This window comes from Enterobacter kobei (assembly GCF_001729765.1).
Classification (GTDB): Bacteria; Pseudomonadota; Gammaproteobacteria; order Enterobacterales; family Enterobacteriaceae; genus Enterobacter; species Enterobacter kobei.
Map to the genome: position 1 here is coordinate 1371473 of NZ_CP017181.1, position 23147 is coordinate 1394619.

Annotated in this window: 24 protein-coding genes and 1 riboswitch; of the genes, 12 read left to right on the top strand and 12 right to left on the bottom strand. The window is 58.1% G+C overall.

Going from position 1 to position 23147, the window contains the following annotated elements:
- Positions 1 to 37: 37 nt before the first annotated feature.
- On the bottom strand, positions 38 to 514 hold the full coding sequence (locus tag BFV64_RS06515) for a kinase inhibitor (protein WP_014883071.1): 477 nt from the start codon (positions 512 to 514) through the stop codon (positions 38 to 40).
- Positions 515 to 562: 48 nt separating this feature from the next.
- A complete protein-coding gene (bioA, locus tag BFV64_RS06520; protein WP_392389252.1) occupies positions 563 to 1852 on the bottom strand; it encodes an adenosylmethionine--8-amino-7-oxononanoate transaminase in 1290 nt (429 codons plus the stop codon).
- Between the two features lie 86 nt (positions 1853 to 1938).
- Here bioA and bioB point away from each other — a divergent pair, with 86 nt between their 5' ends.
- The 4 genes from bioB to bioD are packed head-to-tail and all read left to right on the top strand — an operon-like array spanning position 1939 to position 5566.
- A complete protein-coding gene (gene bioB / locus BFV64_RS06525; protein WP_008501133.1) occupies positions 1939 to 2979 on the top strand; it encodes a biotin synthase BioB in 1041 nt (346 codons plus the stop codon).
- The gene (gene bioF, locus BFV64_RS06530; RefSeq protein WP_014883073.1) at positions 2976 to 4133 is read left to right on the top strand and encodes an 8-amino-7-oxononanoate synthase; all 1158 of its coding nucleotides are present in this window, start codon (positions 2976 to 2978) and stop codon (positions 4131 to 4133) included. Before bioB ends, bioF begins: the two co-directional genes overlap by 4 nt.
- Complete coding sequence (gene bioC, locus BFV64_RS06535; RefSeq protein WP_045134236.1) at positions 4117 to 4872, top strand: malonyl-ACP O-methyltransferase BioC; 756 nt, start codon at positions 4117 to 4119, stop codon at positions 4870 to 4872. The genes bioF and bioC overlap by 17 nt, the downstream gene beginning before the upstream one ends.
- Entirely contained in the window at positions 4865 to 5566 is a 702-nt protein-coding gene (gene bioD / locus BFV64_RS06540) for a dethiobiotin synthase (RefSeq protein WP_045134235.1), read from the top strand. Before bioC ends, bioD begins: the two co-directional genes overlap by 8 nt.
- On the opposite strand, the gene BFV64_RS06545 is transcribed toward bioD, so the two are convergent.
- Positions 5529 to 6251, bottom strand: a complete 723-nt coding sequence (locus BFV64_RS06545) for an ABC transporter ATP-binding protein (protein ID WP_023332449.1) — start codon at positions 6249 to 6251, stop codon at positions 5529 to 5531. The two genes, bioD and BFV64_RS06545, sit on opposite strands and share 38 nt — an antisense overlap.
- Positions 6252 to 7001: 750 nt before the next feature.
- Here BFV64_RS06545 and uvrB point away from each other — a divergent pair.
- Positions 7002 to 9017 carry an excinuclease ABC subunit UvrB gene (gene uvrB / locus BFV64_RS06550; protein ID WP_069601831.1) on the top strand — a complete coding sequence of 672 codons (2016 nt, stop codon included), beginning with the start codon at positions 7002 to 7004 and terminating at the stop codon, positions 9015 to 9017.
- A gap of 73 nt (positions 9018 to 9090) precedes the next feature.
- Here uvrB and yvcK read toward each other — a convergent pair whose 3' ends face one another.
- Positions 9091 to 9999: a uridine diphosphate-N-acetylglucosamine-binding protein YvcK gene (gene yvcK / locus BFV64_RS06555; RefSeq protein ID WP_069601832.1), complete on the bottom strand. Its 909-nt coding sequence runs from the start codon at positions 9997 to 9999 to the stop codon at positions 9091 to 9093.
- A gap of 226 nt (positions 10000 to 10225) precedes the next feature.
- A riboswitch (molybdenum cofactor riboswitch) is annotated at positions 10226 to 10360 on the top strand.
- Between yvcK and moaA the strand changes: the two genes are divergently transcribed.
- The 6 genes from moaA (at position 10348) to BFV64_RS06585 (ending at position 13827) form a co-directional block, all read left to right on the top strand.
- A complete protein-coding gene (moaA, locus tag BFV64_RS06560; RefSeq protein ID WP_032637145.1) occupies positions 10348 to 11337 on the top strand; it encodes a GTP 3',8-cyclase MoaA in 990 nt (329 codons plus the stop codon). (Overlaps the previous riboswitch by 13 nt.)
- Before the next feature lie 24 nt (positions 11338 to 11361).
- On the top strand, positions 11362 to 11874 hold the full coding sequence (gene moaB / locus BFV64_RS06565) for a molybdenum cofactor biosynthesis protein B (protein ID WP_023292963.1): 513 nt from the start codon (positions 11362 to 11364) through the stop codon (positions 11872 to 11874).
- Between the two features lie 3 nt (positions 11875 to 11877).
- Complete coding sequence (gene moaC / locus BFV64_RS06570; protein WP_014883081.1) at positions 11878 to 12363, top strand: cyclic pyranopterin monophosphate synthase MoaC; 486 nt, start codon at positions 11878 to 11880, stop codon at positions 12361 to 12363.
- On the top strand, positions 12356 to 12601 hold the full coding sequence (gene moaD, locus BFV64_RS06575; RefSeq protein ID WP_014883082.1) for a molybdopterin synthase sulfur carrier subunit: 246 nt from the start codon (positions 12356 to 12358) through the stop codon (positions 12599 to 12601). The genes moaC and moaD overlap by 8 nt, the downstream gene beginning before the upstream one ends.
- 1 nt (position 12602) lies before the next feature.
- Entirely contained in the window at positions 12603 to 13055 is a 453-nt protein-coding gene (gene moaE, locus BFV64_RS06580) for a molybdopterin synthase catalytic subunit MoaE (protein WP_014883083.1), read from the top strand.
- 64 nt (positions 13056 to 13119) lie between these two features.
- Positions 13120 to 13827 carry a Bax inhibitor-1/YccA family protein gene (locus tag BFV64_RS06585; protein WP_014883084.1) on the top strand — a complete coding sequence of 236 codons (708 nt, stop codon included), beginning with the start codon at positions 13120 to 13122 and terminating at the stop codon, positions 13825 to 13827.
- A gap of 89 nt (positions 13828 to 13916) precedes the next feature.
- Here BFV64_RS06585 and BFV64_RS06590 read toward each other — a convergent pair whose 3' ends face one another.
- Genes BFV64_RS06590 through BFV64_RS06600 form a run of 3 tightly spaced genes read right to left on the bottom strand, consistent with a single transcriptional unit; the run spans position 13917 to position 16875 of the window.
- Positions 13917 to 14879 carry a lysylphosphatidylglycerol synthase transmembrane domain-containing protein gene (locus BFV64_RS06590; protein WP_014883085.1) on the bottom strand — a complete coding sequence of 321 codons (963 nt, stop codon included), beginning with the start codon at positions 14877 to 14879 and terminating at the stop codon, positions 13917 to 13919.
- On the bottom strand, positions 14879 to 16117 hold the full coding sequence (clsB, locus tag BFV64_RS06595) for a cardiolipin synthase ClsB (RefSeq protein ID WP_014883086.1): 1239 nt from the start codon (positions 16115 to 16117) through the stop codon (positions 14879 to 14881). The genes BFV64_RS06590 and clsB overlap by 1 nt, the downstream gene beginning before the upstream one ends.
- Entirely contained in the window at positions 16114 to 16875 is a 762-nt protein-coding gene (locus BFV64_RS06600; protein WP_023332454.1) for an endonuclease/exonuclease/phosphatase family protein, read from the bottom strand. The genes clsB and BFV64_RS06600 overlap by 4 nt, the downstream gene beginning before the upstream one ends.
- Before the next feature lie 132 nt (positions 16876 to 17007).
- On the opposite strand from BFV64_RS06600, the gene BFV64_RS06605 reads away from it, so the two are divergent.
- Positions 17008 to 17418, top strand: coding sequence for a YbhQ family protein (locus BFV64_RS06605; RefSeq protein WP_014883088.1), 411 nt, complete (start codon positions 17008 to 17010; stop codon positions 17416 to 17418).
- Here BFV64_RS06605 and BFV64_RS06610 read toward each other — a convergent pair.
- Genes BFV64_RS06610 through cecR form a run of 5 tightly spaced genes read right to left on the bottom strand, consistent with a single transcriptional unit; the run spans position 17380 to position 23020 of the window.
- Positions 17380 to 18486 carry an ABC transporter permease gene (locus BFV64_RS06610; protein ID WP_023332455.1) on the bottom strand — a complete coding sequence of 369 codons (1107 nt, stop codon included), beginning with the start codon at positions 18484 to 18486 and terminating at the stop codon, positions 17380 to 17382. The genes BFV64_RS06605 and BFV64_RS06610 overlap by 39 nt on opposite strands.
- Before the next feature lie 9 nt (positions 18487 to 18495).
- On the bottom strand, positions 18496 to 19629 hold the full coding sequence (locus BFV64_RS06615) for an ABC transporter permease (RefSeq protein ID WP_023332456.1): 1134 nt from the start codon (positions 19627 to 19629) through the stop codon (positions 18496 to 18498).
- Positions 19619 to 21358: an ATP-binding cassette domain-containing protein gene (locus BFV64_RS06620; RefSeq protein ID WP_023336950.1), complete on the bottom strand. Its 1740-nt coding sequence runs from the start codon at positions 21356 to 21358 to the stop codon at positions 19619 to 19621. Before BFV64_RS06620 ends, BFV64_RS06615 begins: the two co-directional genes overlap by 11 nt.
- Positions 21351 to 22346: a secretion protein HlyD gene (hlyD, locus tag BFV64_RS06625; protein ID WP_023332458.1), complete on the bottom strand. Its 996-nt coding sequence runs from the start codon at positions 22344 to 22346 to the stop codon at positions 21351 to 21353. The genes BFV64_RS06620 and hlyD overlap by 8 nt, the downstream gene beginning before the upstream one ends.
- Positions 22343 to 23020, bottom strand: a complete 678-nt coding sequence (gene cecR / locus BFV64_RS06630) for a transcriptional regulator CecR (RefSeq protein ID WP_014883093.1) — start codon at positions 23018 to 23020, stop codon at positions 22343 to 22345. The genes hlyD and cecR overlap by 4 nt, the downstream gene beginning before the upstream one ends.
- Positions 23021 to 23147 lie beyond the last annotated feature (127 nt).

Here is a 23147-nt window from a genome sequence, read left to right on the forward strand (position 1 = left end):
GTAGGCCGGGTAAGGCGTAGTCGCCACCCGGCTTTTTTTACGAATACATCGCCGTAATCGACGCGCTACCAAGCGAATGGAAATGCACGTTAAAGCCTACCATCGCGCCACTCGCGCCTTCATCGACCTCAATCTTGTCCACATCCAGCGCATGCACCGTGAAGATATAGCGGTGGGTTTCCCCTTTTGGTGGCGCCGCGCCGCCGTAGCCCGCTTTACCAAAGTCAGTGCGCGTCTGAATAGCGCCTTCCGGCAGGGCGACCAGGCCGGAGCCGGAACCCTGCGGCAGCACGCGCGTGTCGGCAGGCAGGTTTGCTACGATCCAGTGCCACCAACCGGAGCCGGTTGGTGCATCCGGGTCGTAACAGGTCACGACAAAGCTTTTCGTGCCAGCCGGAACCTCATCCCACGCCAGGTGCGGGGAGATATTATCGCCCTGATACCCCATGCCGTTGAAAACGTGGCGTTCCGGCAGCTTTTCGCCGTCGCGCAGATCTTTGCTGATGATTTTCATACGGTTTACCCTCGTTAATCACTCGTTCTCGAAGTGTAACGCATAGGGCTAAATCGTGAAATGCGCGGGTATGTTGACCGCGTCGACTACCGCGGCGGTGAGCTTACGCAGCTGCTCAGCAGTGATGATATACGGCGGCATCAGGTAGATCAGCTTGCCGAAAGGCCGCACCCAGACGCCCTGCTCAACGAAGAAGCGCTGCAGCGCCGCCATATTCACCGGATGCGTGGTTTCAATTACCCCGATGGCGCCCAGCACGCGCACGTCCGCCACAAAATGGGCACCCGAGGCGGCGCTCAGCTCGTCTTTCAGCTGCGCTTCAATCACCGCGACCTGCGTCTGCCACTCGCCGCTCTCCAGTATGGCGAGGCTTTCACTGGCGACGGCGCAGGCCAGTGGGTTGCCCATAAACGTCGGACCGTGCATAAAGCAGCCCGCGTCGCCGTCGCTGATGGTGTCGGCAACATGACGGGTCGTGAGGGTGGCCGAGAGCGTCATGGTGCCGCCAGTCAGCGCTTTGCCCAGGCATAAAATATCCGGGGCGATACCCGCATGCTCACAGGCAAACAGCTTCCCGGTGCGGCCAAAGCCGGTGGCGATTTCATCGGCAATCAGCAGAATGCCCTCGCGGTCGCACATCTTGCGAATACGCTTCAGCCATTCCGGATGATACATCCGCATTCCGCCTGCGCCCTGCACAATCGGCTCCAGGATCACGGCGGCGATATCATGACGATGTGCCGCCATGAGTCGCGCGAAGCCAACCATGTCCATCTCGTTCCACTCGCCGTCGAAGCGGCTTTGCGGGGCAGGCGCGAACAGGTTTTCCGGCAGGTACCCTTTCCACAGGCTGTGCATGGAGTTATCCGGGTCGCAGACCGACATCGCCCCGAAGGTGTCACCATGATAGCCATTGCGGAACGTGAGGAAGCGCTGGCGCGTTTCGCCTCTGGCGTGCCAGTACTGCAGCGCCATTTTCATCGCCACTTCCACCGCCACGGAGCCGGAATCGGCCAGGAAGACACACTCCAGCGATTCAGGGGTCATTGCCACCAGGCGACGGCACAAATCCACCGCAGGTTGATGGGTGATCCCGCCAAACATGACGTGCGACATCTGGTCAATCTGGGCCTTCATCGCCGTGTTCAGGCGCGGGTGGTTATACCCGTGAATGGCCGCCCACCAGGAGGACATCCCGTCGACGAGCTGTTCACCGCTGGCAAGGTGCAGCTCGCAGCCGTGGGCCGAGGCCACCGGATAGACGGGAAGAGGGCGGGTGGTGGAGGTGTAAGGGTGCCAGATATGCTGCTTGTCGAAGGCGAGATCGTCCTGGGTCATAATCGACTTGTAAACCATTTTGAAAAGTTTTAGGTTTACGAGTATAAACCGAACCGAAAATTAACAAAACCCTTTGGAGAAGCCCGATGGCTCACCACGCACGCTGGACGATGTCGCAAGTTACTGAATTATTCAATAAACCTTTCCTTGAGCTGATGTTTGAAGCCCAACAGGTGCATCGTCAGCACTTCGATCCGCGCCATGTTCAGGTCAGCACGCTGCTGTCGATCAAGACCGGCGCCTGTCCTGAAGACTGCAAATATTGCCCACAGAGCGCACGCTATAAAACCGGTCTTGAATCCGAACGCCTGATGGAAGTAGAGCAGGTGCTCGACTCCGCGCGTAAGGCGAAAAACGCCGGCTCGACCCGCTTCTGCATGGGGGCGGCGTGGAAGAACCCGCACGATCGCGATATGCCGTATCTGGAGCAGATGGTGAAAGGGGTGAAGGAGATGGGCCTCGAAGCCTGTATGACGCTCGGAACGCTGAACGAAGAACAGGCGCAGCGCCTCTCGGCGGCAGGACTGGATTACTACAACCATAACCTCGATACCTCGCCGGAGTTTTACGGCAACATCATCACCACGCGCACCTATCAGGAGCGTCTGGATACGCTGGACAAAGTGCGTGACGCGGGGATCAAAGTCTGTTCCGGCGGTATTGTGGGCTTAGGTGAAACGGTGAAAGATCGTGCGGGTCTGCTGCTGCAGCTGGCGAACCTGCCAACGCCGCCGGAAAGCGTCCCGATTAACATGCTGGTGAAGGTCAAAGGCACGCCGCTGGCGGATAACGAGGACGTGGACGCGTTTGATTTTATTCGCACTATCGCGGTGGCGCGCATCATGATGCCGACCTCTTATGTACGCCTTTCTGCGGGCCGTGAGCAGATGAACGAGCAGACCCAGGCAATGTGCTTTATGGCCGGGGCCAACTCCATCTTCTACGGCTGCAAGCTGCTGACCACGCCGAACCCGGAGGAAGACAAAGATGTTCAGCTGTTCCGCAAGCTGGGGCTGAACCCGCATCAGACCGAGGTGCTGACGGGCGATAACGAGCAACAGCAGCAGCTGGAGCAGCAGATTTTCAATGCCGACACCGACCAGTTCTACAACGCGGCAGCAGTATGACCTGGCAGGCACGTATCCAGTCGGCGCTCGACGAGCGTCGGGCGACTGATGCGTTTCGCGTACGCAAGGTGGTCGAAAACGGCGCAGGCCGTTTTCTGACCCGCGACAGTCGGCGTTACCGTAACTTCTCCAGTAACGATTATCTCGGTCTTAGCCAGCATCCGGCTATCGTTCGCGCCTGGCAGCAGGGGGCAGAGCGGTTTGGCGTGGGCAGCGGTGGATCGGGGCACGTTAGCGGCTACACCCCGGCACATCAGGCGCTGGAGGAGGCGCTTGCCGACTGGCTGGGCTACCCGCGCGCGCTGTTGTTTATTTCGGGTTTTGCCGCCAATCAGGCGGTGATTACCGCCCTGATGGGGAAGGACGACCGCATTGTCGCCGACCGCTTAAGCCATGCCTCGCTGCTGGAAGCGGCAAGTTTGAGTCCGGCTCAGCTGCGCCGCTTTGCCCATAACGATGCGGGGCAACTCGCTGCGCTGCTGGATAAACCGTGCGAGGGGCAACAGCTGGTGGTCACAGAAGGGGTATTCAGCATGGACGGCGACAGCGCACCGCTTGCCGTACTGCACGAGGCTGCCAGACAGCAACATGCCTGGCTGCTGGTCGACGATGCCCACGGTATCGGCGTGACGGGTGATGAAGGGCGGGGAAGTGTTCACCAGCAAGGCGTCAGACCGGAGCTGCTGATAGTCACTTTCGGCAAAGGCTTTGGCGTGAGTGGCGCCGCCGTACTGTGCAGTGAGTCCGTTGCAGACTATCTGCTGCAGTTTGCCCGGCACCTGATCTACAGCACCAGCATGCCACCGGCGCAGGCCGTGGCGTTGTCTGCGTCCCTGGCCGTCATTCGTAGCGCAGAAGGGGAGGAACGTCGCCAGCGGCTGGCAGAGCATATCTGCCGCTTCCGTCAGGGACTGGCGGCGCTTCCTTTCCGCAGTACTGATTCGCAAAGTGCCATCCAGCCGGTGATCGTAGGGGAAAACGCGCAGGCGCTCTCCCTGGCACAAACGCTGCGCGATCGGGAGATGTGGGTCACGGCTATTCGTCCGCCCACCGTACCGCCGGGCACGGCGCGTCTGCGGCTCACGCTGACGGCGGCGCACGAGACCGAGGATATTGCTGCACTGCTGGAGGCGCTGCATGTTGCCAGTCAATAAGCAGGCCATTGCGGCGGCGTTCGGCCGGGCCGCGCGCAGCTATTCACAGCACGATGAACTGCAGCGCCAGAGCGCACAGGGGCTGATGACGTTGCTCGGCGAGAGGCGCTTTACCCAGGTGCTTGACGCCGGGTGCGGCCCCGGCGGGAATAGCCGACTCTGGCGCGAGGCGGGAAGTCACGTGACGGCCATCGACCTGTCTCCCGCTATGCTGGATGAGGCGCGCCAGCAGCAGGCTGCGCATCGTTATCTGGTGGCGGATATCGAGGCGATTCCGCTGGCGGACGCGCAATTCGATCTGGTCTGGAGCCATCTGGCGGTGCAGTGGTGCAGCAGCCTGCCGCAGGCGTTGAGCGAGCTTTACCGCGTCGCCTGCCCGGGCGGCAAGGTGGCGTTTACCACGCTACTGGAAAGCTCGTTACCGGAGCTCAATCAGGCATGGCAGTCGGTGGATGAACAGCCGCACGCCAACCGCTTTTTGTCATATGAGCAGGTTACGCAGGCCCTGGCAGGCTGGCGCTGTCGCAGTACGGTGCAGACCATCACTCTCGATTTTAGCGATGCTTTAAGCGCGATGCGCTCGCTGAAGGGCATTGGCGCCACGCATCTGCATGCCGGGCGCGAGAAAAAACCGCTGACCCGGGGCCAGCTGCAGCGCCTTGAGCTGGCCTGGCCGCAGCAGCGGGGCCAGTTCCCGCTCTCTTATCAACTTTTTCATGGGATTATTGAACGTGACTGAACGTTATTTTGTCACCGGGACGGATACGGAAGTGGGCAAGACGGTTGCCAGCGCTGCCCTTTTGCAGGCGGCGCGAAAGCTTTGGAAAAACACCGCCGGGTATAAGCCTGTGGCTTCCGGCAGCGAGATGACGGCGGAGGGGTTACGTAACACCGACGCGCTGGCGCTTCAGCGTAACAGCACGCTCGAACTCGCCTATTCAGCGGTGAACCCGTATACCTTTGCCGAGCCTACCTCGCCGCACATTATCAGCGCCGATGAAGGCCGTCCGATTGATTTTACCGTGCTCTCTGCCGGGTTACGAACCCTGGAAAGCCAGGCCGACTGGGTGCTGGTGGAAGGTGCAGGCGGGTGGTTTACGCCGCTCTCTCAGGACCAGACGTTTGCTGACTGGGTGCAGGCCGAGCAACTCCCGGTCATACTCGTTGTCGGCGTCAAGCTCGGCTGTATTAACCACGCCATGTTGACGGCGCAGGCCGTTCAGCAGGCAGGGCTGCGTCTCGCGGGCTGGATAGCCAACGACGTGGTCACGCCGGGCAAGCGACACCATGAGTATCTGACGACCCTCAAACGGGTGCTCCCCGCGCCATTCCTGGGGGAGATCCCCTGGCTTGCGGACGATGCCGAACAGGCCGAAACCGGTCAGTATCTTGACCTCAGCGTCTTGCTTCCAGCGACATCCAGTGGGCAATAAGCTCATCGTTGAGTTCGTTAACGTGGCCCTGTGCCACGTTACGTCCGCGGTAGAGCATGCAAAACCGATCCGCTACCCGGCGGATAAACGACAGCTGCTGTTCTGCTAGCAGCACCGTCATCCCAAGCTCCCGGTTTAGCCGTACCAGCAGTTGTGCAAGCTTATGGGCAAAGCCCTGGCCGGCACCGTGCATAGGTTCATCCAGAATCAACATACGCGGGCGATTGACCAGCGCATTTGCCAGAGCAAGCTGATACTGCGCCTCTGGCGAAAGGGCGTTGCCTCGCGTCTGACGCAGCGCGTAAAGTTCGGGAAAGAGCTCGTACACTTCACTTTTCGCTGCCGGGTCGGATTTATCCATCGCCCGCATGGCAATGTGCAAATTTTCCTCAATCGTCAGCTGAGAAAAAATCCGCCTGTCCTGCGGGACATAGCCAATCCCCGGTCCGGAACGTTGTTCGGCCGTCTGGCTGAGTAAATCACGCGGCGGCGCACCCGCTTCATGCCAGATGATGGTGCCGCTATCCACGGGCACTTTCCCGGCAATGCAATTCATTAGGGTGGTTTTTCCCATCCCTGGCAGGCCAACAACGCCGGTACACATCCCTTGCGGAAAATCTAAATCCACGTTCCATAGCGTATGTTGGCTTCCGTAAAACTGATTCACTGCACGCAGACTCAACATCTTTCTCTCCTTAAAAATGTGTCGGTGATGCTCGGTTTTTGATTGTGCAAAACCCCTGCCAGAAACCGTGAAGTGATTAAAAAAGCGGCTTTTTTAAGAATGTTCCACCACTAAGTGGGGTAAGGAAACCGGGAATTGCACATCGACGGTGCTGGCGGTGTTGAGTCGTGGTGCAGGGGAAAATGGCGGAAATGTGAGCAAGATCCCATCAGGTGGTTATGAATGACGCAACTGTTTATCGACAAAAAATAGCGATAAAAATTTTTTGTTGCCGTCCCGTGGGAAAATCCGGGAATTTGCCGAGCGGCACTCTGCACGGGCTGGAAGCAGTTATCCACTATTCCTGTGGATAACCATGTGCATTAGAGTTAGAAAACACGCGATAAGCGAGAGAAGACGCGGCTTTCGCCCAAATTGACGCGAAACGCGGCTTTAGAAAATATCGTTTAAAATTTAATTGCTTAGATAAAAGCAATTACCGTAATGAAAGTGTCACGCGCTGCCATAAAACTCTCATAACCTGGCTTGACAAATGTTAAAAAAGAAAAAGTTCTGGGGATAACCCACGTTGACTGGTTTTTTATCTCGTCAGAGTCGAAATTTTATCCATTAACGCGCTAATCCTTAAGCCGCTATGCTAAATATCCTGACATGATACTGGTTTTTCATCCAGTGTTTTTTACTGGCATTCCTGGCAACAACGAGTAAAATTACTCACCTGCCGCTTATAACGTCATCAGGTCGTCGCCCATGAGTAAACCGTTCAAACTGAATTCTGCTTTCCGTCCATCTGGCGATCAGCCTGGGGCGATCCGTCGTCTGGAAGAGGGGCTGGAAGATGGGCTTGCGCACCAGACGCTGCTGGGGGTAACCGGTTCCGGTAAAACGTTCACCATCGCCAACGTGATCGCGGATCTGCAGCGCCCTACGATGGTGCTTGCCCCCAACAAAACCCTCGCGGCACAGCTTTACGGCGAGATGAAAGAGTTCTTCCCGGAGAACGCCGTTGAGTATTTCGTCTCCTACTACGATTACTACCAGCCGGAAGCCTATGTGCCGAGCTCTGACACCTTCATCGAGAAAGATGCCTCAGTGAACGAACACATCGAGCAGATGCGACTGTCGGCGACCAAGGCGCTTCTGGAGCGTCGCGATGTGGTTGTGGTGGCGTCGGTTTCGGCGATTTACGGCCTGGGCGACCCGGACCTCTATCTGAAGATGATGCTCCACCTGACGCAGGGGATGATCATCGATCAGCGTGCGATTTTGCGCCGACTGGCGGAGTTGCAGTACACCCGTAACGACCAGGCATTTCAGCGCGGAACGTTCCGCGTGCGCGGGGAGGTGATCGACATCTTCCCGGCGGAATCGGACGATATGGCGCTGCGCGTTGAGCTGTTTGATGAAGAGGTTGAACGTTTATCGTTGTTTGACCCGCTAACCGGTCACGTTGAGTCGGTGATCCAGCGTTTTACCATCTACCCTAAAACGCACTACGTGACGCCGCGCGAGCGTATCGTGCAGGCGATGGAAGAGATCAAAGTGGAGCTGGCTGAACGCCGTAAGGTGCTTCTGGCGAACAATAAGCTGCTGGAAGAGCAGCGCCTGAGCCAGCGAACCCAGTTCGATCTGGAGATGATGAACGAGCTCGGCTACTGCTCCGGTATTGAAAACTACTCCCGTTTCCTCTCAGGTCGTGGGCCGGGTGAGCCGCCGCCGACGCTTTTTGACTACCTCCCGGCCGACGGCTTGCTGGTGATAGACGAATCCCACGTCACCATTCCGCAGATTGGCGGGATGTACCGCGGTGACCGCGCGCGTAAAGAGACGCTGGTGGAGTACGGCTTCCGTCTGCCGTCGGCACTGGATAACCGGCCGATGAAGTTTGAAGAGTTTGAGGCGCTGGCGCCGCAGACTATCTACGTGTCGGCCACGCCGGGCAACTACGAGCTGGAGAAATCGGGCGATGAGGTGATTGATCAGGTGGTTCGTCCGACCGGGCTGCTGGATCCGATTATCGAAGTGCGTCCGGTGGCGACCCAGGTGGACGATCTGCTCTCTGAGATCCGCAAGCGTGCCGCCATCAACGAGCGTGTGCTGGTGACCACGCTCACCAAGCGTATGGCGGAAGACCTGACGGAGTACCTGGGAGAGCACGGCGAGAAGGTGCGTTATCTGCACTCGGATATCGATACCGTGGAGCGTATGGAGATCATCCGCGATCTGCGTCTGGGTGAGTTTGACGTGCTGGTAGGGATCAACCTGTTGCGAGAGGGGCTGGATATGCCGGAAGTCTCGCTGGTGGCGATTCTGGACGCGGATAAAGAGGGCTTCCTGCGTTCCGAGCGCTCGCTGATCCAGACCATTGGCCGCGCCGCGCGTAACGTCAATGGCAAAGCGATTCTCTACGGCGACAAAATTACCCCGTCGATGGCGAAAGCGATTGGCGAAACGGAACGCCGCCGTGAGAAACAGCAGCGCTATAACGAAGAGCACGGCATTACTCCGCAGGGGCTGAACAAGAAAGTGGTGGATATGCTGGCGCTCGGTCAGAACATTGCGAAGACCAAAGCGAAAGGCCGCGGCAAGGCGCGTTCCGTGGTGGAAGAAGATACCGTCGTACTGACGCCGAAAGCGCTGCAGCAGAAGATCCACGAGCTGGAGGCGCAGATGATGCAGCACGCCCAGAACCTGGAGTTCGAAGAGGCGGCACAGATCCGCGATCAGCTTCATCAGCTGCGGGATTTGTTTATTGCGGCATCGTGAGTTGGTGATGTGTTTTCTCCCTCTCCCTGTGGGAGAGGGCCGGGGTGAGGGCAACAGGCCGCATAAAACGAACCTAACCCAGCGCCTGAATCGCCTTCTCCAGCGCTTCGCGCAGCAGATGGCGGTCGTGGCGGTATTTAATATCGCTGGCCTCCAGCGGCACCTGAATCACCACCCGCTCGCCGATACCGGAGACATCCACCTTAGGCCCAACCACCACGCCGTCGATGATTTTCTTGCCGACGTACTGCTCCACCAGGCTCAGTTTGTCTGCCAGCGACAGGCTTGCCGCCGCCGGGCTCAGCTCACGCCCCAGATTACCGATGTAAACCATCGGAGCAGGGGTGCGACGCAGCGCCTGCGCCAGCTCTTTGACCAGCAGGATCGGCATCAGGCTGGTATAAAAACTGCCCGGGCCAATCAGGATTAAATCCGCTTCGCCAATCGCTTCGACGGCTTCACGCGTTGCCGGTACGCTCGGGTAGGTCATCAGCTCTTTTGGCGGCAGCAGAAGCTGGTCGATATTCACTTCGCCGTACACTTCGTGATCGTCAGCATCAATGGCCATTAAATCCACCGGCTGTTCAGACATCGGGATCAGGAACGCATCCACTTTCAGCAGATTTCGTATCAAGTTGATGGCTTCAAGCGGGCGCACGCTCAGGTGATCCAGCGCCTTAAGCATTAAATTTCCAAGGTTATGCCCGGAAAGTTCCCCATTACCGCCAAAACGGTACTCAAACATCGCTGATGCGACGCTCGGTTCGGTAATCAGCTGGTTGAGACAGTTGCGCATATCCCCCCAGGCGATGCCGCCTTCGGCACGTCTGATCCGCCCGGTTGAGCCGCCATTATCGGTGGTTGTCACTATCCCTGTCAGCCTTGAGCCCAGTGACGACAAAGAGGACATCACCCGGCCCAGACCGTGGCCTCCGCCAAGAGCGACCACTCGGTCAAGATCCGCAAAAGTGCGATTGCGCATACCAATTCCTTATCACGTTTGATCTGCGTAACACTACCTGAACTACCCCTAAAAGACGATGCCTCATACGAAGCAAAATGACGTATATCAATGCGAAAAGAAGGTTTTTAGGTAATCTGTAGCGAAAATGCACGATTGAGTCGCTATATACATAATTATATAGCGAAAGGCGATGATGGCGAAGTGAGAATTTCCGCGCTACTATCGCCATAACCACGTTTTCGAATTTGAAAACATACACTCTAGCCTTTGTGCCTGTGTCGAAAGATATGGCGCTCTGGCCGTGGCGGATCTGCCACCAGGGTACAGAAAGAAATGACTGTGCCTCCCGTATCTGGAAAGGTGTACATGGCTTCACAACTGACTGATGCTTTCGCGCGTAAGTTTTATTACTTACGTCTGTCTATTACCGATGTGTGCAACTTCCGTTGCACCTACTGCCTGCCCGACGGTTACAAACCGGGCAGCGTCACCAATAACGGCTTTCTCTCCGTGGATGAGGTGCGCCGCGTTACGCGCGCGTTCTCCGGGCTTGGCACCGAAAAGGTCAGGCTGACCGGAGGCGAACCTTCTCTGCGCCGTGATTTCCCCGACATCATTGCCGCCGTGCGTGAAAACGAACATATCCGCCAGATTGCGGTGACCACCAACGGTTACCGGATGGCGCGTGATGTGGCGACCTGGCGCGACGCGGGCTTAACCGCCATCAACGTCAGCGTGGACAGCCTCGATGCCCGCCAGTTTCACGCCATTACCGGCCAGGACAAGTTCCGCCAGGTGATGGACGGCATCGACGCGGCATTTGCGGCCGGGTTCGAGAAAGTCAAAGTCAATACGGTGCTGATGCGTGATGTGAACCATCATCAGCTCGATACCTTCCTGGCGTGGATAAAATCTCGCCCAATCCAGCTGCGTTTTATCGAGCTGATGGAAACCGGTGAGGGCAGTGACCTGTTCCGCCGCCATCACATTTCCGGCATGGTGTTGCGCGACGAGCTGCTCAAACGCGGCTGGATCCACCAGATCCGCCAGCGCAGCGACGGCCCGGCGCAGGTCTTCTGCCACCCGGATTACGAGGGTGAGATTGGGCTTATCATGCCCTATGAGAAAGACTTCTGCGCCAGCTGTAACCGTCTGCGCGTCTCCTCCGTGGGCAAGCTCCATCTCTGCCTCTTCGGCGACGGCGGCGTAGATCTGCGCGATCTGCTGGAAGACGATACTCAGCAGGAAGCGCTTGAAGCGCGCATTTCTGAAGCGCTGACGCACAAAAAACAGACCCACTTCCTGCATCAGGGCAACACCGGCATTACTCAGAACCTGTCTTATATTGGCGGGTGATCAGGCTTAAGAAGGAATCAGAAGATGAGTCAGGTAAGCGCAGAATTTATCCCGACACGCATTGCTATTCTTACCGTTTCCGACCGCCGTGGCGAAGAGGATGATACGTCCGGCCACTGGCTGCGCGAGGCGGCCCATGATGCGGGGCATCACATCGTCGATAAAGCGATTGTGAAAGAGAACCGCTACGCCATTCGCGCGCAGGTTTCGCAGTGGATTGCCAGCGATGAAGTGCAGGTGGTATTGATCACCGGCGGCACCGGTTTTACCGCAGGCGATCAGGCGCCTGAAGCGCTGATCCCGCTGTTTGACCGCGAAGTGGAAGGCTTCGGCGAAGTATTCCGCATGCTCTCCTTTGAGGAGATTGGTACCTCCACGCTGCAATCGCGCGCCGTCGCCGGGGTGGCCAACAACACCCTGATTTTCGCCATGCCGGGCTCGACCAAAGCCTGCCGCACCGCATGGGAAAACATCATCGCCCCGCAGCTGGATGCCCGTACCCGTCCGTGTAATTTCCATCCCCATTTAAAGAAATAAGCTATGTCACAACTGACCCACATTAACGCCGCCGGCGAAGCGCATATGGTGGATGTCTCCGCCAAAGCGGAAACGGTGCGCGAGGCGCGCGCGGAAGCGTTCGTTACCATGCAGCCGGAAACGCTGGCGATGATTATCGACGGCAGCCACCACAAGGGTGACGTCTTTGCCACCGCCCGCATCGCCGGTATTCAGGCCGCCAAGCGCACCTGGGACCTCATTCCCCTTTGCCATCCGCTGATGCTTAGCAAGGTGGAAGTGAACCTGCAGGCGCAGCCGGAGCATAATCGGGTGCGCATTGAGTCCCTGTGCCGCTTAACCGGGAAGACCGGCGTTGAGATGGAAGCCCTGACGGCAGCCTCCGTTGCCGCGCTGACCATCTACGACATGTGTAAAGCGGTGCAGAAAGATATGGTGATTGGCCCGGTTCGCCTGCTGGCAAAAAGCGGCGGCAAATCCGGTGATTTTAAGGTGGACAGCCATGATTAAGGTGCTCTTTTTTGCCCAGGTGCGCGAGCTGGTGAATACCGACAGCCTGACGCTGGAGGGCTCTTTTGAAAACGTCGCCGCCCTGCGTGCGCATCTGGCCGCACAGGGCGAACGCTGGGCGCTGGCGCTGGACGAAAGTAAGCTGCTGGCCGCCGTGAACCAGACGCTGGTTGAGTTCAGCCATCCACTAACCGCAGGGGATGAAGTGGCCTTCTTTCCGCCGGTCACAGGGGGTTAAGATGGCTGAGACCCGAATTCTGGTGAGCCCGGCGCGTTTTAACGTGGGGACAGAATATGACTGGCTGGCCGAACGTGACGAAGACGGCGCGGTCGTGACGTTCACTGGCAAGGTGCGTAACCACAACCTCGGTGACAGCGTAAAGGCGCTGACGCTGGAGCACTACCCGGGCATGACGGAGAAATCGCTGGCGGCCATTGTGGAAGAAGCGCGAGGCCGCTGGCCGCTCGGGCGCGTCACGGTGATCCACCGCATCGGCGAGATGTGGCCAGGCGAAGAGATTGTCTTCGTGGGCGTGACCAGCGCGCACCGCGGCAGCGCGTTTGCGGCAGGGGAGTTCATGATGGATTACCTCAAAACTAAAGCGCCGTTCTGGAAGCGGGAAGCGACGCCGGAAGGGGAGCGCTGGGTGGAATCCCGCGATAGCGATAAACAAGCCGCCAGCCGTTGGTAGTCGGTTGACGTGGATGTGTTAATCTTAACGTGTGTGTCTACTTAATCTTAATCAGGAGTGAATCATGGACCGATTTCCGCGTTCCGATTCAATAGTACAGCAGACCCGTAGCGGCCTGCAGACGTATATGGCTCAGGTGTACGGCTGGATGACAGTTGGCCTGCTGCTTACCGCGTTTATCGCGTGGTATGCGGCGAACACGCCTGAACTGATGATGTTTATCTTCTCCAGCAAAATCACCTTCTTTGGGCTGATTATCGCGCAGCTGGCGCTGGTGTTTGTCCTCTCCGGGCTGGTGCAAAAGCTCAGTGCGGGGATGGCGACCACGCTGTTTATGCTCTATTCGGCGCTAACGGGGCTGACGCTTTCCAGTATTTTCATCGTCTACACCTACTCCTCCATTGCCAGCACGTTTGTGGTAACCGGCGGGATGTTCGGCGCGATGAGCCTTTACGGCTACACCACCAAACGTGACCTGAGTGGTTTCGGCAGCATGCTGTTTATGGGGCTGATCGGGATTGTGCTGGCGTCGCTGGTGAACCTGTGGCTGAAGAGTGAAGCGCTGATGTGGGCCGTGACCTACATTGGTGTGGTGGTCTTCGTTGGGCTGACGGCGTATGACACCCAGAAGCTGAAAAACATCGGCGAGCAGATCGACGTGCGCGACAGTTCAAACCTGCGCAAATACTCGATTCTGGGCGCGCTGACGCTCTATCTGGACTTCATCAACCTGTTCCTGATGTTGCTGCGTATTTTCGGCAACCGTCGTTAAGGTTGTTTTGCCGGGTGGCGGCTTCGCCTTACCCGGCCTACGAAACGCGAACCGTAGGTCGGGTAAGGCGAAGCAGCCACCCGACTTATTCACTTCGCTAACATCCTCTCATTCTTCGCCCGTAGTTTCTTCGCCCGACTCTCCAGCACCAGATAACAGACCGTGGCCAGCGCCAGCGGCAGGAAGTAATAGAGCATGCGGTAGGCGAGCAGGGCGGCAATAATCGCTCCCTGAGAAACATGCTCTCCGGCCAGAAGCGCAATGAACACCGCCTCCAGCACCCCAATCCCCGCCGGGATATGCACAATAACCCCGGCGATACTGCTCACCAGCAGCACGCCCAGCACGAAGAAGTAATTCACGTCCTCGCCAATCAACAGCCAGATAATTGCTCCCATCGCCATCCAGTTAGCGCTGGATACCGCCATCTGCAGCATGGCAAACTTCCACGACGGCAATACCAGTTTCTGCCCTCTGAGGGTCATATGACGGCGTTTAGCAAACGCGCAGGCCCACAGATAAAAAGCGATAATCAGCAGCAGCACGATGCCGAGAATACGCAGCGTGGCTTCATCGATGTACCAGTGCGCGGGCAGCTGGACCACGCCGATGGTGAAAATCACCCCGCCGAGCAGAATATAGCCCAGCCAGTTAGTGGTGATGCTCAGGGAAAAAATGCGTGTTATGGTCCCGCCCGGCAGCCCGAGACGCGAGTAGAGGCGATAGCGCATGCCAATCCCCCCGACCCAGGTACTCAGCGTCAGGTTGAAGGCGTAGCAAATAAACGACACCAGCATCACCTGGCGTTTAGCCAGCTTGTGGCCGCAGTATGCCCGGCCCAGCAGGTCGTAGCAGCCGTACATCAGGTAGCTCACGATCACCAGCCCTGTCGCGCCCAGCAGCACCATCCGGTTGTAGTTGCGGATAACTTTCCACACCTCCTCCCAGTCAACTTTTTGGGCATACACTACCAGCAGCACGGCGACCGCAATAAAGAACACCCAGGTGAGAATTTTTTTCGCCAGCCGCCAGCGCGGATGTGATTTCGACATCAGGGTTTGCCTCCATCTTCCGCTTCAACGCGGTCCTGGGTTTCCATTTCGGGTTGTACCGGCGGGTCCACCTGCGCCAGCTTCGGCGTATGCGCTGGCAGCCAGCCGACCATCGCCGGGAAATGACGCAGGAAGTGGAACACCACTACGCTGATGCCCAGGTTCCACCAGGTGCGTTTCGGCACCATAGACTCATCCACGCGCACGCAGTCGTTAACAATCAGGGCCTGCAAATTATCCCGCAGGGTCTGATTAAACTGGCGATCGTGGATGATCAGGTTAGCTTCGAGATTCAGCGATAAGCTCAGCGGATCCAGGTTGCTGGAGCCGACGGTGGCCCAGTGATCGTCCATCAGCGCGACTTTGCCATGTAGCGGCCGACGGCGATATTCGTAGATCTGAACGCCGCCTTTGACCAGATAGTTATACAGCAGCCGCGCGCCAACTTTGACTATCGGCATATCCGGCTCGCCCTGCACAATCAGCTTCACCCGTACGCCGCGCCGGGCCGCATTACGCATGGCATGCAGCAGGCGATAGCCCGGGAAAAAGTAGGCGTTAGCAATGATCACTTCGCGCTTCGCGTTGGCGAGCATCTTCAGGTAATGGCGTTCAATATCGTCCCGGTGCTCGCCGTTATCGCGCCAGACGAAAAGGGCCTGCGCTTCGCCGGGCTTGCGGTTCTCCTCCGGGCGATGGCGGCGTTTCCACCAGCGGCGAACGGCCTCTTTCCCCGGCAGGTTCTCCAGTTCGAATAATACGATGTCCTGTACTACCGGGCCCTCAATGCGAATGGCGTAATCCTGTTTTGCTTCCGGGCCGTAGTCGGACATATGTTCAGCGGAGTAGTTAATGCCGCCGACAAACGCCACCGTCTCATCCACCACCACAATTTTGCGGTGCATCCGCCGGAAAAGGTTGGTACGCATGCCAAACAGGCGCGGGCCGGGATCGTAGTAGCGGAACACCACGCCCGCAGCGGTCAGTTCATTCACGAACCCGTCGCTGAGGTCCGGTGAGCCATAGCCGTCCAGCAGCGCTTCAATTTTGACGCCGCGCCGGGCGGCACGCAGCAGTACGCTGTGTAACTGTTTGCCCACGTCGTCCTCGAACCAGATAAAGGTTTCGAGGATCACTCTCTGCTTAGCGTTATCAATCGCCTTAAAGACGGCCGGGTAATACTCGTCGCCGTTGACCAGCAGCGAGATCCGGTTGCCTTCCTGCCAGGAACATTTCATAAGTGGATCTCCGCGCTGAGCGGGGCATGGTCGGACAGATGTCGCCAGTTAAGTAAGGCCAGCGCCGTCGGGCTGCTGGCATGGGCATTTTTCACGTAGATACGGTCCAGGCGCAGCAGGGGAAAGCGCACCGGGAACGTCCGTGCCGGGCGACCATGGGCCCGGGTAAAAATCTCCTCCAGCCCTGCATTGACTTTCAGAGGATGGTTCGCGCGCTGCCGCCAGTCGTTAAAATCACCGGCCACGACCACGGGTTCTCCGTCGGGAAGCGCATTGGTCCAGTCAGCCAGCATCTGTAGCTGCGCCTGACGGTGGGCTTCGCGCAGGCCAAGATGCACGCAACCGACATGAATGGGCACCGTGAGTGCCGGTGGCGCGATGCGGCAGTATAGCAGCCCGCGCTTTTCGCTCTCACCCACGGAAACGTCCCGGTTCTCATAATGTTCGATAGGAAAACGTGACAGCACCGCGTTCCCGTGATGGCCTTCCGGATAGACCGCGTTGCGCCCGTAGGCGTAATCACTCCACATCGTGTCGGCCAGAAATTCATAGTGCGGCGTATCGGGCCAGTTCTCGAAATGCATGGGATGCACCTCGTGCGCGCCCATCACCTCCTGCAGGCAGACAATGTCCGCGCTGACGGTGCGAACCGCGTCGCGCAGCTCCGGTAAAATGAAGCGGCGATTAAATGCTGTGAAGCCTTTATGAATGTTTATCGTCAGCACTTTAAGCGAGAAATGCTGCATTTTTTGAGTCATAAGCCCCTTCCTGAGTGACTATCCCAATGAAAATAAAGTGTAGTCGGCGTCACAAAAAGATGCGGCGTTACGGAATTTTCCGTAAAGTGCGGTAGTCTGATTAAGCAGATAAAATCCTTCAGGAGAGAAGCCATGAAGTGGCAACAACGTGTTCGTGTCGCAACGGGGTTAAGTTGCTGGCAGATAATGTTGCATTTACTGGTCGTGGCCGTACTGGTGATGGGCTGGATGAGCGGCACGCTGGTGCGTGTTGGCCTGGGGCTATGCGTCCTCTATGGCGTCACCGTGCTGTCGATGCTGTTCTTACAGCGCCACCATGAAGCGCGCTGGCGCGAGGTGGGTGATGTGCTCGAAGAGCTCACCACCACCTGGTACTTTGGTGCCGCGATGATTGTGCTTTGGCTGCTGTCACGCGTGCTGCAAAACAACCTGCTGCTGGCCCTGGCGGGTCTCGCAATCCTTGCAGGGCCTGCGGTGGTCTCATTGCTCACCAAAGAGAAAAAGCTACGCAATGTTGCGTCTAAACATCGCGTACGCCACTGACCCCGTCGTGGCCGCTATGACCAGTAGCGGCCACAAACTCCCCCAGACAATATCCAGACTCGCATCCTTCAGATAGATCTGCTTGGTAATGTCCGTGAAGTGGCGTATCGGGTTTATCCATGTGATGTCCTGCAGCCACACCGGCATGTTCTCGACAGGGGAAACGTACCCGGAGAGCAAAATCGCTGGCATCATAAAGACAAACACGCCGATAAACGCCTGCTGCTGCGTCGAGCACAGCGCCGAAATTAACAGCCCAAACCCCACCAGCGACAGCCCGTAAATCACCATCGTGAAGTAAAACAGCGCCAGCGAACCGGCAAACGGGATTTGATAGGCCCAAATTCCCACGCCCAGCACGATAGTGGCCTGAAATGTCGCGACAATCAGCGCCGGCACCGCTTTGCCAACAAAGATTTGCCAGGTCGCGAGCGGGGAAACCAGCAGCTGATCCAGCGTACCTTGCTCCCGCTCGCGGGCGACGGACAGGGAGGTGACGATCATCACCCCGATGGTGGTGATCATGGCGATCAGCGACGGCACCACAAACCATTTGTAGTCCAGATTCGGGTTGTACCAGTTACGCACCACCAGCTCGCTGTTGTTGGGCTTTGGTTTGCCGTCCATCAGCTCCTGCTGATAATTCTTCACCACCTGCTGCAGATAGTTGGCCGCAATCTGGGCGCTGTTAGAGTTGCGCCCGTCGAGGATAAGCTGCATCGGCGCGGTCTGGAAGGTATCCAGGTTACGGGAAAAATCTGCCGGGAAGCGCACCAGCAGCAGGGCTTTTTGCGTATCGATGGTCGGCTGGATTTCCTGCGGGCTTTTCAGCAGCAGGATATGGGTAAACGCTTTTGCACGGGCAAAGCGCTGCGTCAGCTCGACGGAATGTTTACCGTTGTCTTCGTTGTAAATGGCGATGGTGGCGTTGGTCACCTCAAGCGTCGCGGCAAAGGGGAACAGCAACACCTGGATCAGCACCGGCAAAACCAGAATGGCGCGGGTTTGCGGCTCGCGCAGCAGGGATTGCAGCTCTTTTCGTATTAACGTCCATAGTCGGTGAAACATGTTCGCTCCTTAATCCAGACGCCGTTTGGTTTTCAACCACGTCAATCCGATAAACATCACCGCTGACGCCATTAAAAACAGCGTGTTGATAATCAGCACCACCGGAATATTCCCCGCCAGGAACAGGCTTTGCAGCGTGCTCACGAAATAACGCGCCGGAATGATGTAGGTCACGGCGCGGATCACCGCTGGCATACTGTCTATCTGGAAAATAAACCCGGACAGCATAATCGACGGTAAAAAGGCGGCGTTGAGCGCCACCTGCGCGGCGTTAAACTGGTTGCGGGTGATGGTGGAGATGAGCAGCCCCATCCCCAGCGTGCTGAGTAAAAACAGGCTGGTGATAAAAAACAGCACCACCAGCGAGCCGCGGTACGGCACGCCGAGGATAAAGACGGCGACAAGCATGCAGAGCAGCATCGCCAGCATGCCGAGGAAATAGTAGGGGATGAGCTTGCACAGCAGCAGCTCGACGCGCGTCACTTCTGTGGAGAGCAGCGCCTCCATGGTGCCACGCTCCCACTCGCGGGCGATCACCAGCGAGGTCAGGATCGCGCCAATCACCGTCATGATAATCGTCACCGCGCCCGGAATGATAAAGTGCTGGCTGATAGCGGCAGGGTTAAACCAGTAGCGTGTTTGCACGTCGATGAGCGGTTCAAACGTCTCCCCCCGGTCTTCGGCACGCTGCATCTGCCATAGCTGCCAGATCCCCTCCACGTAGCCCTGAACGAAGTTCGCAGTGTTCGGTTCGCTGCCGTCGGTAATCACCTGGATCGGCGCGTCGGCATTCGCCCGCGCCATATTGGCGGCGAAATCCACCGGGATGACCACCAGCCCGCGAATTTTCCCGGCCTGCATCTTCTGGATCAGCGCCTGCCGGTTATCGCTGATGGTGGCGTCAATGTACGGCGAGCCGGTCATGGCGTGGGTGAAGTCCAGCGCCTCTTCGCTCTGCTGCTCCAGCAAAATGCCGACCCGCAGCTTGCTGGAGTCGAGGTTGATGCCGTAGCCAAAGATGAACAGCAGCAGCAGGGGGATCACCACCGCAATCAGCCAGCTACTCGGGTCACGCACGATCTGCCGCGTCTCTTTTATGCATAACGCGCGCACCCGGCGCCAGGAAAGGGCGTTACTGCGCATGGGCATTCTCCTTATCCCAGTCGTGGATGAGGGTGATAAACGCCTGCTCCATGGTCGGGTCTGGCACGGCATCGTCGGCGGCCTGGTTTTTCAGGTCGTCCGGGGTGCCGTGGGCAATCAGCTTGCCGCGATAGACCAGCCCGATGCGGTCGCAGTATTCCGCCTCATCCATAAAGTGGGTGGTCACCATCACCGTCACCCCTTTCTCCACCATGCTGTTGATATGCAGCCAGAACTCGCGGCGGGTGAGGGGATCCACCCCGGAGGTCGGCTCATCGAGGAAAAGAATATCGGGCTCGTGCATCAGCGAGCAGGCCAGCGCGAGGCGCTGCTTAAAGCCGAGGGGCAGTTCGTCGGTGGCGTGGGAGGCAATATTCGTTAACCCGAAGGCATCGCTCATGCGGCGGATTTTCTCGTTCTGCGCGCGCCCGCGCAGGCCGTACACGCCGGAGAAAAAGCGCAGATTCTGCTCGACGGTCAGGTTGCCATACAACGAGAATTTCTGTGCCATATAGCCCAGATGCTGGCGCGCCTTGCCGGAGCTGACTTTGAGATCCATATCCAGCACCAGCGCCTTGCCGGACGTCGGCACCAGCAGGCCACACATCATTTTAAAGGTGGTGGATTTCCCCGCGCCGTTCGGCCCGAGCAGGCCAAAAATCTCGCCGCGTTTTACCGCAAAGTTGACGTTATCGGTGGCGGCGAAATCGCCGAACTTTTTGGTCAGGGATTTGGCTTCAATCACCGTCTCGCCCGGCGTACCTTCAACCGTGTGGAGGATCGCGCCGAGAGGCGATTCCGATGTCCCCGCACCGCCCAGCAGGTCGATAAACGCATCTTCAAAGCGCGGCGCCGTCTCTGCCATTTCAATTTCAGGCATGCCAGGCGCGCGGCGAATATCCTCGACGGTGGCCTCCTTTTTGAGGATTACGCGCACGGACCGACCCTGAATCATCCCGTCGCTCACCTGCGGCAGTTTCAGCACTCGCTGCAGCAGCCTGCGGTTGGACTCCTGCGGGCTGTGGAGGAGGAAACTGCGTCCGGCCATGCTCTGCGTCAACGTCGTTGGCTCGCCTTGATAAAGCAGCTCGCCTTCGTTCATCAGCAGCACGTCCCGGCACTGTTCCGCTTCGTCGAGGTAGGAGGTGCTCCAGAGGATCAGCATCCCGTCGCCTGCCAGCTCGTGCACCATCTGCCACAGCTCACGGCGGGAGATGGGGTCCACGCCGACGCCGGGCTCGTCCAGCAGCAGGACCTTTGGTTCGCCGACGAGCGTACAGGCCAGCCCCAGCTTTTGCTTCATCCCGCCGGAGAGCTTGCCCGCCAGCCGGTCGGTGAACGGGCCGAGGGAGGTGAACTCAAGCAGGCGGGCGAAGGTTTTCTGCCGGGTTTCGCCGGTCACGCTGCGCAGGTCGGCATACAGGTTCAGGTTTTCCATCACCGTCAGATCTTCATACAGACCAAACTTCTGCGGCATATAGCCGAGCATGGCGTGGAGCGCGCCGTCGTCTTTGATGGGGTCAAGGCCAAGCACGCTGGCTGTGCCTTCATCCGGCTTTAGCAAACCGGCCAGCATCCGCATCAGCGTGGTTTTGCCTGCGCCGTCCGGGCCGACCAGGCCGGTCACATAGCCTTTCTGAATGGTGCAGTTCAGCGGGGCGACCGCCGGTTTGTCCATCCCTGCGAAGCGTTTGACCAGATTGTTGAGCTGGATAACCGCGTCATTCATGTCGTTCCCCGTTGTTCACTTTTACGGTAACGGGCATGCCCTGACGCAGCGCGTCGTCCGCATCGGTGACGATGATGCGCAGACGGTACACCAGGTCGGTACGCAGGTCCGGCGTTTCAACGGTTTTCGGGGTGAATTCGGCGGTGGGGGAGACAAAGCCGACTTTGCCGTGATACGGCTTATCCGGACGACCATCGGTATAGAGCAGCAGCTCGCGGCCCGGCTGCATCTGGCCGAGATTTGGCTCGTCAATGTAGGCGCGCACCCAGACCGGGCGGGTCAGGGAGAGCGTTAATACGGTGCTGCCCGCGCTGAGCATGCTGCCCGGCTCCACGGCACGGGTCATCAGCGTACCGTCAGACGGGGCGATGAGGGTTGTATCATGCAGATCCAGCTCTGCCTGGGCCAGCTGCGCCTGCGCCTGTTCAAGGCTGGCTTTGGCCTGGGCAATGTCCTGCGGGCGGTTACCGGTGGTGTACTGGCTTAATTTATCCTGCGCGGATTTCAGCGTCGCCTGCGCCTGGTCGCGGGATGAACGCGCATTCTCCAGATCGTTGGCTGAAATGGTGCGGCTTTTCCACAGCCCCTGCTGACGGTTATAGAAATTCTGCGCGTAGTCGTAGGCAGCTTTCGCCTGCTTAACGGCAGCGGCGGCCTGGGCGATCTCTTCGTCACGATAACCCGCCAGCATCAGGTCATATTGCGCCTGGGCAACGGAAACGCCGGCTTTGGCCTGCATCAGGGCGTTCTCGTAGGGGGCTTTATCCAGCATGCCCAGCGTCTGCCCGCGTTTAATGGCATCGCCTTCGTCAACGCTCAGCGAGGCGAGACGGCCACCCACGCGGAAGCTCATATTCACGGTACGAATATCCACATTACCGTACAGCGTCAGGCCCCGGTCCTGATGGCTCTGATACCACAGCCAGCCACCGACGCCCGCGGCAAGCAAAACAACAACCACCAGAATGATGGCGACAGGTTTTTTCATGACTTCAGGCTCCTTTGCGTTAAGCCTTGCAGGATCAGATCGAGATGACAGGTGATGACCTGGCTAATCTGCGCGGCTTTATCCTCATCGAATTGTGTCCAGCCGGTGCGTAACAGGATGGTTTCCCGCCCCAGACGAAAGGCAAGGATTTCACCCAGCAGGGCATGGGTATGCAAAATGGTCACGGTATCGCTGGCGTCCCGCCCAGTATAGGCGGCGATCAGGTGGGTCAGGTGGGTATGCATCGGAGCAATGACCTGATCGTGTACCAGCTGATAGGCAGTTGTAGGGGAGAGCTGCTCGCGGGAGATAAACTTACTCAGGTTGAGCGTATCGTCGTGCGTCAGCAGGCGGATCATATTATGGCAGGCATTCAGGATAAGCCGCCGGATAGCGTCACGATCCGGCGTCGGCTGGCTCAACAGCTCGCTGGCTTCTTCAACGTGCGGACGAAAATGTGTGCCGATAAAATCGGCAATCCACTGGGCGCAGGCGAGGTACAAATCCTCTTTTGAGCCAAAATAGTAGGTGATCGCCGCAATGTTTTGCCCGGCCTGGGCGGCGATATCTCGCGTGGTCGCGTGCAGGCCATACTCGCCAAACTGCGCCAGCGCGGCAGCAATCAGCTGGCTTTTGGCCTGTTCACCTTTGGTTGTCGTTGGGGTCGTATTCATGGCGGCATTAAAAATCAATCAATCGATTGATTAAAAATAGCCCCGAATTGCTGAACCGTCGAGCGTTCGTGCTGGGATATTTTATGCGCCACGTCACAAAAGCTGCTACACTCCGCACCTTCACGAC

Excerpts from the sequence above, each read along its gene's own strand:
- BFV64_RS06610 (WP_023332455.1), bottom strand. The coding sequence starts at position 18,486 with ATGTTTCACCGACTATGGACGTTAATACGAAAAGAGCTGCAATCCCTG.
- moaB (WP_023292963.1), top strand. The coding sequence starts at position 11,362 with ATGAGTCAGGTAAGCGCAGAATTTATCCCGACACGCATTGCTATTCTT.
- BFV64_RS06590 (WP_014883085.1), bottom strand. The coding sequence starts at position 14,879 with ATGTCGAAATCACATCCGCGCTGGCGGCTGGCGAAAAAAATTCTCACC.
- uvrB (WP_069601831.1), top strand. The coding sequence starts at position 7,002 with ATGAGTAAACCGTTCAAACTGAATTCTGCTTTCCGTCCATCTGGCGAT.
- hlyD (WP_023332458.1), bottom strand. The coding sequence starts at position 22,346 with ATGAAAAAACCTGTCGCCATCATTCTGGTGGTTGTTGTTTTGCTTGCC.
- bioA (WP_392389252.1), bottom strand. The coding sequence starts at position 1,852 with ATGACCCAGGACGATCTCGCCTTCGACAAGCAGCATATCTGGCACCCT.
- BFV64_RS06545 (WP_023332449.1), bottom strand. The coding sequence starts at position 6,251 with ATGTTGAGTCTGCGTGCAGTGAATCAGTTTTACGGAAGCCAACATACG.
- BFV64_RS06515 (WP_014883071.1), bottom strand. The coding sequence starts at position 514 with ATGAAAATCATCAGCAAAGATCTGCGCGACGGCGAAAAGCTGCCGGAA.
- moaC (WP_014883081.1), top strand. The coding sequence starts at position 11,878 with ATGTCACAACTGACCCACATTAACGCCGCCGGCGAAGCGCATATGGTG.
- BFV64_RS06605 (WP_014883088.1), top strand. The coding sequence starts at position 17,008 with ATGAAGTGGCAACAACGTGTTCGTGTCGCAACGGGGTTAAGTTGCTGG.
- bioF (WP_014883073.1), top strand. The coding sequence starts at position 2,976 with ATGACCTGGCAGGCACGTATCCAGTCGGCGCTCGACGAGCGTCGGGCG.
- yvcK (WP_069601832.1), bottom strand. The coding sequence starts at position 9,999 with ATGCGCAATCGCACTTTTGCGGATCTTGACCGAGTGGTCGCTCTTGGC.
- bioC (WP_045134236.1), top strand. The coding sequence starts at position 4,117 with ATGTTGCCAGTCAATAAGCAGGCCATTGCGGCGGCGTTCGGCCGGGCC.
- moaD (WP_014883082.1), top strand. The coding sequence starts at position 12,356 with ATGATTAAGGTGCTCTTTTTTGCCCAGGTGCGCGAGCTGGTGAATACC.
- BFV64_RS06600 (WP_023332454.1), bottom strand. The coding sequence starts at position 16,875 with ATGACTCAAAAAATGCAGCATTTCTCGCTTAAAGTGCTGACGATAAAC.
- BFV64_RS06620 (WP_023336950.1), bottom strand. The coding sequence starts at position 21,358 with ATGAATGACGCGGTTATCCAGCTCAACAATCTGGTCAAACGCTTCGCA.
- BFV64_RS06615 (WP_023332456.1), bottom strand. The coding sequence starts at position 19,629 with ATGCGCAGTAACGCCCTTTCCTGGCGCCGGGTGCGCGCGTTATGCATA.
- BFV64_RS06585 (WP_014883084.1), top strand. The coding sequence starts at position 13,120 with ATGGACCGATTTCCGCGTTCCGATTCAATAGTACAGCAGACCCGTAGC.
- bioB (WP_008501133.1), top strand. The coding sequence starts at position 1,939 with ATGGCTCACCACGCACGCTGGACGATGTCGCAAGTTACTGAATTATTC.
- moaA (WP_032637145.1), top strand. The coding sequence starts at position 10,348 with ATGGCTTCACAACTGACTGATGCTTTCGCGCGTAAGTTTTATTACTTA.
- cecR (WP_014883093.1), bottom strand. The coding sequence starts at position 23,020 with ATGAATACGACCCCAACGACAACCAAAGGTGAACAGGCCAAAAGCCAG.
- moaE (WP_014883083.1), top strand. The coding sequence starts at position 12,603 with ATGGCTGAGACCCGAATTCTGGTGAGCCCGGCGCGTTTTAACGTGGGG.
- clsB (WP_014883086.1), bottom strand. The coding sequence starts at position 16,117 with ATGAAATGTTCCTGGCAGGAAGGCAACCGGATCTCGCTGCTGGTCAAC.